At 70.8% G+C, this 14,517-nt stretch carries 13 protein-coding genes and 1 tRNA gene; 4 read left to right on the top strand and 10 right to left on the bottom strand.

The window, feature by feature from the left end; translation table 11 throughout:
• Positions 1 to 122: 122 nt before the first annotated feature.
• Both FV226_RS07735 and msrA read left to right on the top strand, forming a co-directional pair.
• A complete protein-coding gene (locus FV226_RS07735; RefSeq protein ID WP_147762456.1) occupies positions 123 to 443 on the top strand; it encodes a PetM family of cytochrome b6f complex subunit 7 in 321 nt (106 codons plus the stop codon).
• Positions 444 to 519: 76 nt separating this feature from the next.
• Positions 520 to 1,176: a peptide-methionine (S)-S-oxide reductase MsrA gene (gene msrA / locus FV226_RS07730; RefSeq protein ID WP_147762493.1), complete on the top strand. Its 657-nt coding sequence runs from the start codon at positions 520 to 522 to the stop codon at positions 1,174 to 1,176.
• A 316-nt stretch (positions 1,177 to 1,492) separates the two neighbouring features.
• On the opposite strand, the gene FV226_RS07725 is transcribed toward msrA, so the two are convergent.
• From FV226_RS07725 to FV226_RS07680, 10 genes are all read right to left on the bottom strand, one after another.
• Positions 1,493 to 2,653, bottom strand: a complete 1,161-nt coding sequence (locus FV226_RS07725; RefSeq protein WP_147762455.1) for an acetyl-CoA C-acyltransferase — start codon at positions 2,651 to 2,653, stop codon at positions 1,493 to 1,495.
• 437 nt (positions 2,654 to 3,090) lie between these two features.
• Positions 3,091 to 3,366 carry a hypothetical protein gene (locus FV226_RS07720; protein ID WP_147762454.1) on the bottom strand — a complete coding sequence of 92 codons (276 nt, stop codon included), beginning with the start codon at positions 3,364 to 3,366 and terminating at the stop codon, positions 3,091 to 3,093.
• Between the two features lie 140 nt (positions 3,367 to 3,506).
• Complete coding sequence (locus tag FV226_RS07715) at positions 3,507 to 3,782, bottom strand: hypothetical protein (RefSeq protein ID WP_147762453.1); 276 nt, start codon at positions 3,780 to 3,782, stop codon at positions 3,507 to 3,509.
• A gap of 85 nt (positions 3,783 to 3,867) precedes the next feature.
• Positions 3,868 to 5,703: a single-stranded-DNA-specific exonuclease RecJ gene (recJ, locus tag FV226_RS07710; protein ID WP_147762452.1), complete on the bottom strand. Its 1,836-nt coding sequence runs from the start codon at positions 5,701 to 5,703 to the stop codon at positions 3,868 to 3,870.
• A 47-nt stretch (positions 5,704 to 5,750) separates the two neighbouring features.
• Positions 5,751 to 7,379, bottom strand: a complete 1,629-nt coding sequence (locus FV226_RS07705; RefSeq protein ID WP_147762451.1) for a GAF domain-containing protein — start codon at positions 7,377 to 7,379, stop codon at positions 5,751 to 5,753.
• 176 nt (positions 7,380 to 7,555) lie between these two features.
• Positions 7,556 to 8,956 carry an NAD(P)(+) transhydrogenase (Re/Si-specific) subunit beta gene (locus FV226_RS07700; RefSeq protein WP_147762450.1) on the bottom strand — a complete coding sequence of 467 codons (1,401 nt, stop codon included), beginning with the start codon at positions 8,954 to 8,956 and terminating at the stop codon, positions 7,556 to 7,558.
• A gap of 3 nt (positions 8,957 to 8,959) precedes the next feature.
• Positions 8,960 to 9,409, bottom strand: a complete 450-nt coding sequence (locus FV226_RS07695; RefSeq protein WP_147726547.1) for an NAD(P) transhydrogenase subunit alpha — start codon at positions 9,407 to 9,409, stop codon at positions 8,960 to 8,962.
• Positions 9,410 to 9,431: 22 nt separating this feature from the next.
• Entirely contained in the window at positions 9,432 to 10,685 is a 1,254-nt protein-coding gene (locus tag FV226_RS07690; RefSeq protein WP_147762449.1) for a Re/Si-specific NAD(P)(+) transhydrogenase subunit alpha, read from the bottom strand.
• A 157-nt stretch (positions 10,686 to 10,842) separates the two neighbouring features.
• Entirely contained in the window at positions 10,843 to 11,136 is a 294-nt protein-coding gene (locus FV226_RS07685) for an aa3-type cytochrome c oxidase subunit IV (RefSeq protein WP_147752424.1), read from the bottom strand.
• A gap of 217 nt (positions 11,137 to 11,353) precedes the next feature.
• Complete coding sequence (locus FV226_RS07680; RefSeq protein ID WP_147762448.1) at positions 11,354 to 12,727, bottom strand: AarF/UbiB family protein; 1,374 nt, start codon at positions 12,725 to 12,727, stop codon at positions 11,354 to 11,356.
• A gap of 357 nt (positions 12,728 to 13,084) precedes the next feature.
• On the opposite strand from FV226_RS07680, the gene FV226_RS07675 reads away from it, so the two are divergent.
• Positions 13,085 to 13,159, top strand: a tRNA-Thr gene (locus FV226_RS07675).
• 92 nt (positions 13,160 to 13,251) lie between these two features.
• Positions 13,252 to 14,394: a site-specific integrase gene (locus FV226_RS07670; RefSeq protein ID WP_147762447.1), complete on the top strand. Its 1,143-nt coding sequence runs from the start codon at positions 13,252 to 13,254 to the stop codon at positions 14,392 to 14,394.
• Positions 14,395 to 14,517: the final 123 nt, after the last annotated feature.

Here is a 14,517-nt window from a genome sequence, read left to right as displayed (position 1 = left end):
TCCTGTCGCCGGGATCGCCCCTGTGGCACGGCGGGCGCGGGCGCGGCAACCGCTTGCGCGGCGCGGGCGGGGCTCGTAACCCCCTCAGGACCGGCCGACAAGCGTGCTCCCGAGACCCCGCGATGTTCCGTTTTCTCCTGCGCTTCCTCGGCTTCGTGCTGCTGGCCGGCGGCTTCGTCGCCCTGGTCTACGACGGGGCGCGCTCGGTCGCGAACAACGGCCTGCGGATCACACCGCTGAGCGAGCTGCTGTTCACCCTGTCTAAGGACAAGGCGAACGCGCTTCAGGGTGCGGTCGAGGGCGTCGCCCCGTGGCTGTGGAACCTCGCGGTGCTGCCGCTGACGCTGGCGCCGGCCTCGCTGCTCGGTCTCGGCCTCGGCGCGGTGCTGCTCTGGCTCGGCCAGCCGGCGCGCGAACCGATCGGGTTCCTCACGCGCTCCTGACGGCGTCCGCTTCATGAACCGGGCAGGCGACCCCATATACGGGCATCATCCGACCCTGCCCGAAGGACGCCCGATGCTGCACCTGTTCCGCAAGAAGGCCGAGATGCCGAGCCCGGCCGACGCCCTGCCCGGCCGCCCCGATCCGCTGCCGACCGCCGAGACCCACTTCGTCAGCGGCAACCCGCTGAAGGGCCCGTATCCGCCGGGCATCGAGACGATCGGCCTCGGCTTCGGCTGCTTCTGGGGCGCCGAGCGCAAGTTCTGGCAGCTGCCCGAGGGCGTGTTCGTCACGGCGGTAGGCTACCAAGGCGGCTTCACCCCGAACCCGACCTACGAGGAGGTGTGCTCCGGCCGCACCGGGCACAACGAGGTCGTGCTGGTGGCCTTCGACCCGATGGTGCTGCCGCTGGACGCCGTGCTCAAGACCTTCTTCGAGAGCCACGACCCGACGCAGGGCTACCGCCAGGGCAACGACGTCGGCACGCAGTACCGTTCCGGCATCTACCTCACCGATCCCGCGCAGGAGGCGACGGCCAAGGCCGTCCGCTCGGCCTACGCCGCGGCGCTGAAGGCCCGGGGCTTCCCGGACATCACCACCGAGATCGTCTCCGGCCAGACCTTCTACTTCGCGGAAGGCTATCACCAGCAGTACCTCGCCAAGAACCCGGCGGGCTATTGCGGCCTGGGCGGAACCGGCGTGGCCTGCCCGATCGGGACCGGCGTGGCGGCCTGAAGGCTTGGAACGTCAGCCTGCGATCCGTTCGCCGGGTTCCGCACCCGTCCGCATCGACGCCTGGCTCTGATCGAGACCACGCATCCCCTCGCCCCGCCTGCGGGGAGAGGGCTTTGACGACCTCGTCGTCGGCAAAGCGAGGCGGCAGCCGAGGGTGAGGGGGCCGACCCGGAAGAGGCTCGTCCGGCTCCGCCCCCCTCACCGCCGCTGCGGCTTCGCCTCCGCTTCCCGCACGGACGACGAGGTCCGTGCGGGCCTCTCCCCGCTCGCGGGGAGAGGGGAAATGCGTTCCACCCGTCGAACGTCCGTGCAACCCTCAGGACATCCGCTCCAACGCGATCGCCGTCGCCTCGCCGCCGCCGATGCAGAGCGCGGCGATCCCCCGCCGTCCGCCGGTGCGGGCGAGCGCGGCGAGCAGCGTGACGACGATGCGGGCGCCCGAGGCGCCGATCGGGTGGCCGAGCGCGCAGGCGCCGCCGTGGACGTTGACGCGGTCGGGCGCCAGGTCGAGGTCGCGCATCGCGGCCATCGCCACCACGGCGAAGGCCTCGTTGATCTCGTAGAGGTCGACCTCGCCGGCCTGCCAGCCGACCTTGTCCAGGAGCTTGCGGATGGCGCCGATCGGCGCGGTCGAGAACCAGGCCGGGGCGGCCGCGTGGCTCGCGTGGCCGCGCACGATCCCGAGGGGCGCGACGCCGCCGCGCTCCGCCTGCGACCGGCGCATCAGCACCAGGGCCGCCGCGCCGTCGGAGATCGACGAGGCGTTGGCCGCCGTCACCGTGCCGTCGGGGCGGAAGGCGGGCTTCAGGGTCGGGATCTTCTCGGGCCGGGCCTTGCGCGGGCCCTCGTCGCTCGTGACCTCGCCGACGGCGACGATCTCGTCGGCGAAGGCCCCGTCGGCCGTCGCGCGCTTGGCGCGGGCCAGCGACTCGAGGGCGTAGGCGTCCTGCGCCTCCCGGGTGAACTGGTAGTGCTGCGCAGTGTCCTCGGCGAAGGTGCCCATCAGCCGGCCGCGGTCGTAGGCGTCCTCCAGCCCGTCGAGGAACATGTGGTCGATCATGCGCCCGTGGCCGAGGCGCTGGCCGGCCCGCGCCTTGTCGAGGAGGTAGGGCGCGTTCGACATCGACTCCATGCCGCCCGCGACCACGGTCTCGGCCGAGCCCGCCGCGATCATGTCGTGGCCGAGCATCAGCGCCTTCATGCCCGACCCGCAGACCTTGTTCAGGGTGGCGCAGGGTGTCGCGTCGGACAGGCCCGCGCCGAGCGCCGCCTGCCGCGCCGGCGCCTGGCCAAGGCCGGCCGGCAGGACGCAGCCCATCACCACCTCGGATACGCCGTCGCCGGAGAGCCCGGCTCGCGCCACCGCCGCGCGGATCGCCGCCGCGCCGAGCTCCGGAGCCGCGACGCGGGCGAGCTCACCCTGGAACGCCCCCATCGGCGTGCGCGCCGCCCCGGCGATCACGATCGGATCGGACATCCTCGGCTCCCGTGGCATCGTTTGGACAGGGGGACATTCCAATCCGGCGCCTAAGAGATGTCCAGCCTGGATGTGCCGCCCCGGGGTGTTCGGACGAAGCACCGACCTTACTCTGGCGCGGACCACCGTATTCACGCAGCACGCGAGAGGCGAGTCGACACCAGTGACGATCGGCTCGCCGCCGTCCTCCCGGTGCTGCCAGTGGGGTCGAAGAGAAATTCGCCACCTGCGATGCCCTCCCCCCTCTGCAAGGGAGGGAGATCGCGCGTCACACCCGGTCGCGCGCCGCGTGGAAACGGCGCCCCACCGACATCGGCGTCAGAGGGACATCAGGACGTTGACGGAGCCGACGGCGGTGAGGACGAGGCCGCAGACGAAGGCGCCGATCATCGCGTAGCTGAACAGCTTCATGGACGTGATTCCGTTCCGCTTCGCGCTCAGCAGCGGGGTCCGCCGCTGGTCTGGCCGTACTGCATCACCGGGCGGGTCTGCTGGTTGGCGTTGCCCTCGCTCGCCGAGCTCGGGGCGCACCAGGCGCTGCGCGGCGCCGGCACGGCGTCGAACCCGAGCGAACCGGTGGTCAGGTCGTCGTAGGGCGAGGGCGGGGCGACGCGGGCGGCGGGCGCCTCAGAGCGGAACGCCATCGCGGACGAGGCGGGCACAGCAACGCCGAGGATCAGAACAGCAACTACGGCAACGGAACGGGTCTTCATGTGGATATAAGGCTCCTTCTTACAAGACTGTCCGCCGGTTCGGCGTCGATTCGTCTTGCATGAACCTTATATAGCTTGCCCATTCCTCTGGCGGCGTGACGCACCGCACGCGGCAGGGCGGATTAAAACGCTCAGGTGCCTCACGGCTTGAAGTAGGGCCGCGCGACGATCGCGGTCGGGTCTACCGGGCGCACGCGCTGGACGTGGACCACGCGGTGGGCGGTCCGCACGGGGCGCGGGGCCGAGACCGGGCGGCGGGCGCGCGACTCGTCGAGGTAGTCCGCGCCGCCGACGCCGAAGGCGCCGCCCTGCACCACGCCGACCGAGGGCGGGCGGCCGAGGAAGAACTCCTCGGCCCCGCCGGCGCAGGCCGGCGCCGCGGCGAGGAGGAGGGTGGCGGAGAGGAGGAGGCGCATGCGGAGAGCTTACGGCGCGGCGCCTCCACGCCGCGTTAACGATGTAGCGAGAGCGCCGGGGCCGAGGCCGGCTCCGCGGCGAGGCTCAAGTCGCGGGGCTGAGATCGCAGATGCGGACCTGCGCCCGCTCGGCCCCGCGCCAGCGGTCGCAGGCCAGCGTGCCGGCGACGTGGAACTCGGAGCCGATTCCCGCGAGGATCGCCTGTCCGAGCGGGCCTTGCGCGCTCCGGAAGCTGATCGCGCCGACCGCCTGTCCGTCGCGGCTGCGCAGGCGCGCGCGGACATGGCCGTGGCCGACGAGGCCGGCGTCGACGATGCGATGGCGCGGCAGGGCGAAGACCGGCTCCGGCGCGCCCTGCCCGAACGGGCCGGCGCGCTGGATCAGGCGGACGGTCTCGGCGGTGGCGCCGCCGGCGCTGACCGTGCCGTCGAGGAGCAAAGCCTCGACCGCCCGCGCCTCGGCCACGGCCTCCGCCAGGTCCGCGGCGAGGAAGGCGGCGAAGCGCGTCAGGTCGGGGCCGGCCAGCGTCACGCCCGCGGCCATGGCGTGGCCGCCGCCCTTCGTCGCCAGGCCGGCTTCGACGGCGGCGCGGACCGCGTGGCCGAGGTCGGCGCCGGCGATCGAGCGGCCCGAGCCGGTGGCCGACCCGTCCGGCCGGAGGGCGAAGGCGAAGGCCGGTCGGCCGAAGCGCTCCTTGAGGCGCGCCGCGATCAGCCCGACGATGCCCGGATGCCACTCCGCGCTGCCTGCGACCAGCACCGGGCGATCGGGGTCGAGGGCGAGGGCGTGGTCCATCTCCGCTTCGGCTTCCGCCACCGCCTGAGCCTCGATCGCCTGGCGCTCGCGGTTCAGGCGGTCGAGCTCCACCGCGATGCGGGCGGCTTCGGCCGGGTCGTCGGTGGTGAGCAGGCGCGCGCCCAGGCCCGCATCGCCGATGCGCCCGCCGGCGTTGATGCGAGGGCCGAGCAGGTAGCCGAGGTGCCACGCCTCCGGCGGCCCGTCGAGGGCGGCGGCATCGAGGAGCGCGGCGAGCCCATGGCGGCCGCGGGCGCGCATCACGGTCAGCCCCTGGACCACGAAGGCGCGGTTGAGGCCCGTCAGCGGCACCACGTCGGCGACGGTGGCCAAAGCCACGAGGTCGAGGGCATCGGTGAGCGGCGGCTCGGGATGGGACCCGAAATACCCCTCCGCCCGAAGCGTGCGGGCGAGGGCCACCAGGGTGAGGAACACGACGCCCGCGGCGCAGAGGTGGCCGAGACCGGAAAGGTCGTCGAGGCGGTTCGGGTTCACCAGGGCGCAGACCGGCGGCAGCAGCTCGGGGGCACCGTGATGGTCGAGGACGATCACGTCGAGGCCGAGCCGGGCCGCTTCCGCCAGAGGACCATGCCCGCTGGTGCCGCAATCGACGCAGACGAGGAGCGTCGCCCCCTCGCCGGCGAGCGCGGCGATCGCGGCCGCGTTCGGCCCGTAGCCCTCGGTGATCCGGTCGGGGATGTGGATGCGGGTCGGCACGCCGAGCCGGCGCAGGTATCCCGCCAGCAGGGCCGCGCTTGCGGCGCCGTCGACGTCGTAGTCGCCGAACACCGCGACGCTCTCGCCCCGGCGCACCGCCCGCGCGAGGCGCTCGGTCGCCGGCCCCATGTCGACGAGGCAGGCGGGGTCCGGCATCAGGTCGCGCAGGCGCGGGCGCAGGTAGGCCTCCGACCCGTCCGGCCGGACGCCGCGCCCGGCGAGCACGCGGGCGAGCAGCTCCGGCAAGCCGTGGGCCTGGACCATGGTCGCGGCGTAGGCCTGCGCCGCCGGGTCGGCGCAGCGTTCCCGCCATGGCCGCCCGAGGACGGACCGGGTGACGCCGAGGAAGGCGCGGGGCGCCTCGGGCTGGGCCGAGAGGTGAGGAAGGGCTGACACGGGGGCCACCATAGACCGCAACGGCGGCCAAATCCCGGCCCGCATGTGGGTCGCGGTCGCTACTCGTCGGCTTCCATCCCGGAGAGCGGCACGTCCAACTCGCAGAGCACGCCGTCCGGCGGGTAGGTCAGCCGGACCTCGCCGCCGATCGCCCCGGCCAAGCCCCGCTCGATCAGGCGGCTGCCGAACCCGAGCCGCGTCGGCGTCGCGACCGGCGGCCCGCCGCTCTCGGCCCAGCGCAGCCGGACCATAGGCTCGCGGCCGGCGGCATCGATCGACCAATCCACCACGATGAAGCCCGCGGGCGTCGACAGCGCGCCGTACTTGGCGGCGTTCGTCGCGAGCTCGTGGATCATCAGCGACAGCGACAGCGCGGCCTTGGAGCCGACCTGAACGTGCGGGCCGAACAGCCGCAGGCGGCCCGCCTGCGCGTCGTCGTGAATCGTCAGCGCGCCTTGGACGACCTTTTCGAGGCTCGCGCTCTCGCGGGTGCCGTCGAGCAGGATGTCGTGCGCCTTGCCCAGCGCGATCAGCCGGTTGGCGAGGGCGTCGCGGGCCGCCTCCAGGTCGGTGGCGTTGCGCATGGTCTGCATGGCGATGGCCTGCACCATCGCCAGGGTGTTCTTCATCCGGTGGCTCAGCTCGCGATTGAGCACCGCCTGCTGCTCCTCGGCCCGCAGGCGGCCGATCCCGACCTGGACCCGGTCCGCGACGTTGCGGGCGAAGGCGACCTCCTCCGGCAGCCAGTCGCGCGGCGCGGCGGCGTGGACGAAGAACAGCCCGACCGTCCGTCCGCGCTCGCGCACCGGCACGTCGAGCATGGCGCCGATGGCCTGCGCCATGAACGGCGCTGCGAACGGCGCGGTCCGCGGGTCCTCTGCGACCGCGCCGACGACGAGGGCGTCGCCGCGCTCGATCGAGGCGCCGAGGCGGCCGAAATCGGCGAAGCGGTGCGTGCCGGCGAGACTTTCCACCCCCGCCGCGGTCCAGTCCTGGAGGATCGTGACGTGCACCCCGCTCGCGTCGATCTCGCCGTAGCCGGCCCGGCTGGCATCGAGCGTCCGGCCGACGATCTCGGCGGCCTTGGCGGTCATGGCGGCGACGCAGGTGACGTCGCGCAGGTGGTCGCCGAGCTCGATCAAGGCCGCCCGGCGGATCGAGGCGGCGCGGGTCAGGCGCTCCTCGACCTGCAGGCGGACCAGCTGGCGCCGCTCGCGCATCAGGATCATGATCTGCCGGGCCAGCCGCCGAAGCGCGTCAGCCTGATCCTCGTTCAGGCCCCCGGGCCGGGGCACGGTGTCGATGACGCAGAGGCTGCCCAGCGCCCGGCCGCTCGACGTGCGCAGGGGCGCGCCGGCATAGAACCGGATCCCCGGCGGGCCGGTGACGAGCGGGTTCTCGCGGGTGCGCGGGTCCTGCGTCAGGTCGGGGATGACGAGCAGGTCCGGCTCGCCCAGCGCGTGCCGGCAGATGGAGGCGTTGAGTTCGGTCTCGCAGAACAGGAAGCCGGCGCGGGCCTTGAACCATTGCCGGTCGGCGGCGACGAGGCTCACCAGGGCGACGGGGGCGGCGCAGAGCGCGCGCGCGATCTGGACCGCGTCGTCGAAGGCCTCCTCCGGGGCCGTGTCGAGGATGGCGAGCGCCTCCAACTCGGCGAGGCGCTCGGGATCGGAGGTCTCGGGCGACATGCCAGCCCCGGGTTGGAGAACCGTCGCACCGGATCGGCGGTCGGCGTTGCGGTTGTAGGACCCCGCTCGACACAAGTCATCGTCGGGGCGCACCCCGAGCCCGAGCGCCCGGAACGCAGAAGGGCGGGCATCGCTGCCCGCCCCGTCCGCCGCATCCCGGATCGAAGGACGTCCGGTCAGAGGTTCTTGAGGATCTGGTCGACGACCTTCTTGGCGTCGCCGAACAGCATCATCGTGTTGTCGCGGAAGAACACCTCGTTCTCGACGCCGGCGTAGCCCGAGCCCATGCCGCGCTTGATGAACAGCACGGTCTTGGCCCGCTCCACGTCGAGGATCGGCATGCCGTAGATCGGCGAGGCCTTGTCGGTCTTGGCGGCCGGGTTGGTGACGTCGTTGGCGCCGATCACGAAGGCCACGTCGGCCTGCGGGAACTCGCCGTTGATGTCCTCCAGCTCGAACACCTCGTCGTAGGGCACGTTGGCTTCGGCGAGCAGCACGTTCATGTGGCCGGGCATGCGGCCGGCGACGGGGTGGATGGCGTACTTCACGTCGACGCCCTCCTTCTTGAGCAGGTCGGCCATCTCGCGCAGCGAATGCTGCGCCTGCGCCACCGCCATGCCGTAGCCCGGCACGATGATGACCCGCTCGGCGTTCTTCATGATGTAGGCCGCGTCGTCCGCCGAGCCCTGCTTGACCGGCCGGGTCTCGACCTCGCCGCCGCCGGCACCCGCCGCGGCGTCGCCGCCGAAGCCGCCGAGGATGACCGAGATGAACGAGCGGTTCATCGCGTGGCACATGATGTAGGACAGGATCGCGCCCGACGAGCCGACCAGCGCGCCGGTGATGATCAGCGCGAGGTTGCCCAGCGTGAAGCCGATGCCGGCGGCGGCCCAGCCCGAGTAGGAGTTCAGCATCGAGACGACGACGGGCATGTCCGCGCCGCCGATCGGGATGATGAGCAGGCCGCCGAGGGCGAAGGACAGCAGCACGATCAGCCAGAAGACGACCTTGCTCTCGCCGCCGATGAACACCGCGATCAGCACGACCAGCGCCACCGCGAGGCCGATGTTGATGAGGTGCCGGCTCGGCAGCATGATCGGCTTGCCGGACATCCGGCCGTCGAGCTTGGCGAAGGCGATGACCGAACCGGTGAAGGTGATCGCGCCGATCGCCGCGCCGAGCGCCATCTCGAACAGCGACTCCTTGTGGATGTGGCCGTTCTCGAGGATGCCCACGGCCTGCGGCGCGTAGAGCGTCGCGGCCGCACCCGCCACGGCGGCGAGGCCGACGAGCGAGTGGAAGGCGGCGACGAGCTGCGGCATCGCCGTCATCGGCACGCGCTTGGCGATGACCGCACCCGCGCCGCCGCCGATGGCGAGCCCGAGGAAGACGAGGAGCCAGGCGCCCGCGCCGGCCGGCGGATGGCCGACCAGGGTGGTGAGTACGGCCAGCGCCATGCCGACCATGCCGTAGAGGTTGCCCTGCCGCGACGTTGTCGGGTGCGAAAGCCCCCGCAGCGCCATGATGAACAAGACGCCCGAGACGATGTAGAGAAGGGCGGAGACGTTCTGGGACATGTCTCAGGCCTTCTTCTTGTACATGGCGAGCATGCGCTGGGTGACCAGGAAGCCGCCGAAGATGTTCACGCTGGCCAGCACGATGCCGATGAACCCGAAGGCGCGGGCCCAGCCGGTGCCCTTCTCGATCAGCGGCACGCCGGCGGCGAGGATCGCGCCGACGATGATGACGGACGAGATCGCGTTGGTGACCGACATCAGCGGGGTGTGCAGCGCCGGGGTCACCGACCACACCACGTAGTAGCCGACGAAGATCGCGAGCACGAAGATCGCGAGCTGGAACACGGTGGCGTCGACGGCGCCGTGGGTCACGGCGCTGAGGCCGTGGCCGACGCCGTCGGCGATCGCCTGCGCCTGGTCGGCGGCATTGCGCGCGGCGGCCGCGGCCGAGCGCGCGGTGTCGGCGAGGACGCGGGTCTGGTCGACCGCCTGATCGGGGGGGATGTTGGCCATCGTTATGCTCCTCGCGACCGGCCTACGCCGCGCCCGTTGGCTGAGTGCTGGGTGACGCCGACACCCCGGTCTTCGACAGCCCGACCGAGGCCGGCTCGGATTGCGGCGAGTCCTTCGGGCGGTCGGCGACCGCCGCGTCGGCCTTCGGCTGGAAGGACGGGTGCACCACGGAGCCGTCGTGGGTCAGGTTGGTGGCCTTGACGAGCTCGTCGTCCCACTTGATCGCCAGCGCCTTCGACTCCTTGTCGACCAGGGTCTCGACGAAGGCGTAGAGGTTGCGCGCATAGAGCGCCGAGGCGCTGGCCGCGAGCCGGCCGGCGACGTTGAGGTGGCCGACGATCTTCACGCCGCGGTCGTTGACGACGACCTCGCCGGGCTTGGCGCCCTCGACGTTGCCGCCGCGCTCCACCGCGAGGTCCACGAGCACCGAGCCGGGCTTCATCGAGGCGACCATCGCCGCCGAGACCAGCTTGGGCGCGGGGCGGCCGGGGATCAGCGCCGTGGTGATGACGATGTCCTGCTTGGCGATGTGGGTCGCGACGAGGTCGGCCTGCTTCTTCTGGTACTCGGCCGACATCTCCTTGGCGTAGCCGCCCTTGGTCTCGGCCTGCTTGAACTCGTCGTCCTCGACGGCGACGAACTTCGCGCCGAGCGACTCGACCTGCTCCTTGGTCGCCGGGCGCACGTCGGTGGCGGTGACGACCGCGCCCATGCGGCGGGCGGTGGCGATGGCCTGCAGGCCGGCGACGCCGACGCCCATCACGAACACGCGGGCGGCAGGCACGGTGCCGGCCGCCGTCATCATCATCGGCATGGCGCGGCCGTACTCGGAGGCGCCGTCGACCACGGCGCGGTAGCCGGCGAGGTTGGCTTGGCTCGAGAGCACGTCCATCACCTGCGCGCGGGTGATGCGCGGCATCAGCTCCATGGCGAAGCCGTCGACGCCCGCCTCGGCCATCGCCTGCAGCTCGGCCTCGTGGCCGTAGGGGTCCATGATCGCGACGACCACGGCGCCCCGCTTGAGGAGCTTGAGCTCGTCGGCGCCGGGGCGGCGGACCTTGAGGATCAGGTCGGCGTCGCGGGCGGCCTGTTCGGCCGAGCCTGCGACCGAGGCCCCGACCGCCTCGTACTCGGAATCCGGCATGCCGGCCCTCAGCCCGGCGCCCGACTGGACGGTCACGTCGGCGCCGAGCGCCAGGAACTTCTTGACCGTCTCGGGCACCGCCGCGACCCGCGGTTCCGCGGAATCGGTCTCCGACAGGACAGCGATGCGCATTCAGGACTTCCCTCGATTGACCGCTCCCGAATGCGCGATATGGAACGGCTTTTCGAGGCGAGTTGGTAAGACGAACTGACGGAAGCGTGACGATTGTAAGCGGCGGCCCCGAATTCCGGAGCGCGGACCGCCCCGATCCTTTCCGAGACGTCAGGCCTCAGGCGAAGGCGAGATAGAGGGCCATGAGCACGGCGACCACGCAAGGCGCACGCCAGCCGATGTTCGGCGCGAAGGCGCCGAGGGCGCCTGCCGCGCTCGAGAGGACGACGCCGAGGATCGCGGTGAGCCAGGCCTCGCGGATGCCGCCGACCGCCAGGGCGAGCACCCAGCAGATCACCACGCCGCTGGCGATCTCGACGAAGCGGACGAATCCCCGATAGGTCTGCTCGTGCGTCTTCGCGTCCATCGCGGGGCTGTAGGCCCCACCGGAAACGCCCTTCGTATCGGCCATCGTGCGCTCGTCCTCGACGCTACCACTTCTCGGTGGGAGCGGGTTTAGCCCAAGCTTATTGCTGCCGCAATCGGCCGCAACCGGCGGGATCGGGCATCGCACGGCTTTGCTTGGCCCTCAATTCACTTGCGCACAAAAGATCGTCCGGACACGCGATCGTGAGCCGGCGAGGGACGCGTTATCTCGCGATCCGCCGAGGCCCCCGATTCGCGAACCCTCAGGCCGGCAGAGGCAGCCCGACCGCGCCGAGCGCCTCCGCCTGCCGCTCGGCGAGAGCGTCGAGGCTGAAGCGCTCGATCTCCGCCTCGAACAGGCGGTGATAGTTGAGCTCGGACTTGAGGTGCAGGAACACGGCTCCGAGGCCGACCGCGGCCCGGTCCATGAACACGAATTCCTGCGGCACGGTCACCGGCCCCTTCGCCTTCAGGGCCTGGTGCACCTCGAAGGCCTGGCGCCTTCCGTACTCGCCGGGCTTCACCCCGTCGGCGACGGTGCGGGTGCGATCCTCGAGCAGCGGCCCGTAGATGAAGCGCGCCCAGATGTTGAGGATCTCGATCTTCTCCTTGTCGAGGTCCTTGAAGCCCCAGACCTCGTAGGCGTGGACGGTCCGCGCCATGTCCTGGGTGAGCAGGCCGCGGTAGAGGTCGACCACGCCGCCGACGAAGCGCGGATGGAAGATCCGCACGCAGCCGTAGTCGAGCAGGTTGATGCCCTGCGGCTCCCGCTCTGCCCCTTCGCCCTCGGAGAACACCGTGTAGTTGCCCAGGTGCGGGTCGCCGTGGATCACCGCGGCGCGGCTGAACGGGTGCCACCACGCCTTGAACATCGCCTGCGCGATGCGGTTTCGGATCTCGACGGGGGATTCCGTGAAGTTGAGGATGCGCTCGCCGTCGAGCCAGCCCAGCGTCAGCAGGCGCTTGGTCGACAGATCCGCGTGGATCGCCGGCACGCGCACCGCCGCGATGTCCTTGAGGACGGTGCCGTAGAGGGCGCCGTGCTTGGCCTCGCGGGCGTAGTCCAGCTCCTCGCGGACGCGGGCACCGATCTCCTTGGCGATCTCGCGGGTGTCGAGCCAGGAGTTCATCCGCCGGTGCAGGGCGAAGGCGACCTCGAGCTGCTTCAGGTCGGCCTCCACCGCCGACTGCATGTCCGGGTACTGGAGCTTGCAGGCGAGCGCCGTGCCGTCGAGCGCCGTGGCGCGGTGGACCTGGCCGAGGGAGGCGGCGGCGGCGGGCTTCAGGTCGAAGCTCTCGAACCGCGCCTGCCAGCCGACCCCGAGCTCGGCCTGCATCCGGCGCTTGACGAAGGCCGCGCCCATCGGCGGCGCGTCGGCCTGGAGCTTCTGCAGCTCCGCCGCGTATTCGGGCGGGAGCAGGTCGGGCACGGTGGCGAGCAGCTGCGCCACCTTCATGATCGGGCCTTTCAGGCCGCCGAGCGCCTGCGCCAAAGCCGCCGCGTTGGTGGTGCCCTCCTTGCCGAACAAGCGGGCGCCGGCCATCCGCGCGGCGACCCCGCCGACGTTGGCGCCGACGCGGGCGTAGCGGCTGGCGCGGGCGGAGAAGCGGTTGGCTTCCGGATCGGTCTCTGACATCGGCTGGGTTCGCACCTCTCCCCGACCGCGAAGCCCGATCCGACCCGCGTGGGCCGGGCGCTCCGGGTCTCGTTTCGACGCGCTCGCCCGCGGCGGACCGGATGCCGGGCCCTCGGGGAGCGCCGACGGGACCGCCTCGCCCGAACGCATCGCAGATCGCGACGCCCGGGCGCGTGCGCACCGTCAGCTGTTGAGATAAGCCCTTCGCCGCCTGCCGCCAGGGCGCTGGGTCCCTGGGTCGCGGCGACGAGCGCGCCCGCGTCCCGCGCCTTGACGAACCCCGCGCAACCATCGTCTAAGACGCGTCGATCAGCACCGCGGCGCAGCTTCGTCCCGCCGCGGCATCGAAACGGGTCCGCCGGTGTAGCACAGCGGTAGTGCAGCGGTTTTGTAAACCGAAGGTCGGGAGTTCGATCCTCTCCACCGGCACCAGCCCATCCGGCACCCGGGCCTCAATGATTACATGAGGTTAGGCTAAAATCTCGGCTTGAGGATGACCGCACTCTCACACAGCGGTCTCACACATGCCATTAAGAGTCGCCCGGCCGTGGAAGGACCCTAAGACAGGGGTTTTTCATCTACGGCAACGAACTCCCCTCTCGATCGTAGACGAGCTTAAGGGATGGTCTGTCTGCCTTCCGATCGGTGACGCATGGTTCACTGTCACGGTTGGTCCGGTCGTTCAGCTATCGTTACGGACCAAAGAACCCTCCGAGGCACGTATCCGTCACTCGATAGCAGACGGTGCCCTGAAACGGTTCTGGCAGTCTCACAAGGGCGGTCCGCGATACCAGCCTGAGGGTTCGACTCAGGTCAGCCCGCAATCCCTTCCCTGTCCAACTAACGGTGTTGCCGCTGAGGCACAGGGTCGAACAGCATCATCACCGGTCCCCTGCCCTACCCCGATCGTCGGTCCTGCCGTCACCGTTCTCGACCTCTTCGAACGATGGGAGACCTACTCGGCAGACAAGCGGGCAGCAAACACGATCAAGCGGTATCGAGGCAGCTTCCGATCCTTCGCCGCCTTTGCCAAGAAACGAGACGTTCGATCCCTGACACCCGATGACGTGTTCGCATGGGCCGAGCGCCGTCGTGACGTTGAAGGGGTAAGCGCGAGCGCCATAAACAAGAACGATCTGGTCGCCGTCAGTTCGATTTTCCGGTGGGCATCTGGGCGATCAGGTGGACAGTTCGTGCCCTCCAATCCTGTCACGGGCATCACCCTGGATGAGCCAAGGGTCATCGCCCAACGGGAGCGGACATTCCGGGATCACGAGATAGCGGCGATCCTCTCAGCGGCCTCTGCGGTCCAGCCCGACGATCAGAACCCTACCCGTGCAGCGTCGAGGCGGTGGTGCCCCTGGTTGGCCGCATACTCGGGTGCACGAATCACCGAACTCACAAACCTTGAGAAGCGGGACATCCGAACTGAGGCCGGCATCCTCGTTATGGACCTCCGGGTGACCAAGACCGGTGAACCGCGAACCGTCCCTCTCCACGCCCACCTGAGTGAACTGGGCTTCATGTCGTTCGTTCAAGCGGCGTCACCCGGTCCGCTCTTCTATGACCCCAAGCGACACCGGAAAGGGTCTGGGACGCCGCCGGGCGAGCTACAGAGCCACAAGGTCGCTCAGTGGATTCGCGAGACCGTCAGCCTCGATGCGTAATTACCCACCCCCGTAATCGTGAGGTTTAGGCGCCGACGGTTTTGAGGATGGTGCGGAACGGGCTGGCGCCGGTGAGGCGGGCGGTATCGACGACGGTGCGGATGGCGGCTTCGCCTTCGGCAG

It is taken from the genome of Methylobacterium sp. WL12 (genome assembly GCF_008039475.1).
GTDB lineage: Bacteria > Pseudomonadota > Alphaproteobacteria > Rhizobiales > Beijerinckiaceae > Methylobacterium > Methylobacterium cerastii.
The sequence above is the reverse complement of the archived record's forward strand: the minus strand, read 5'-3'. Positions and strand labels throughout refer to the sequence as shown.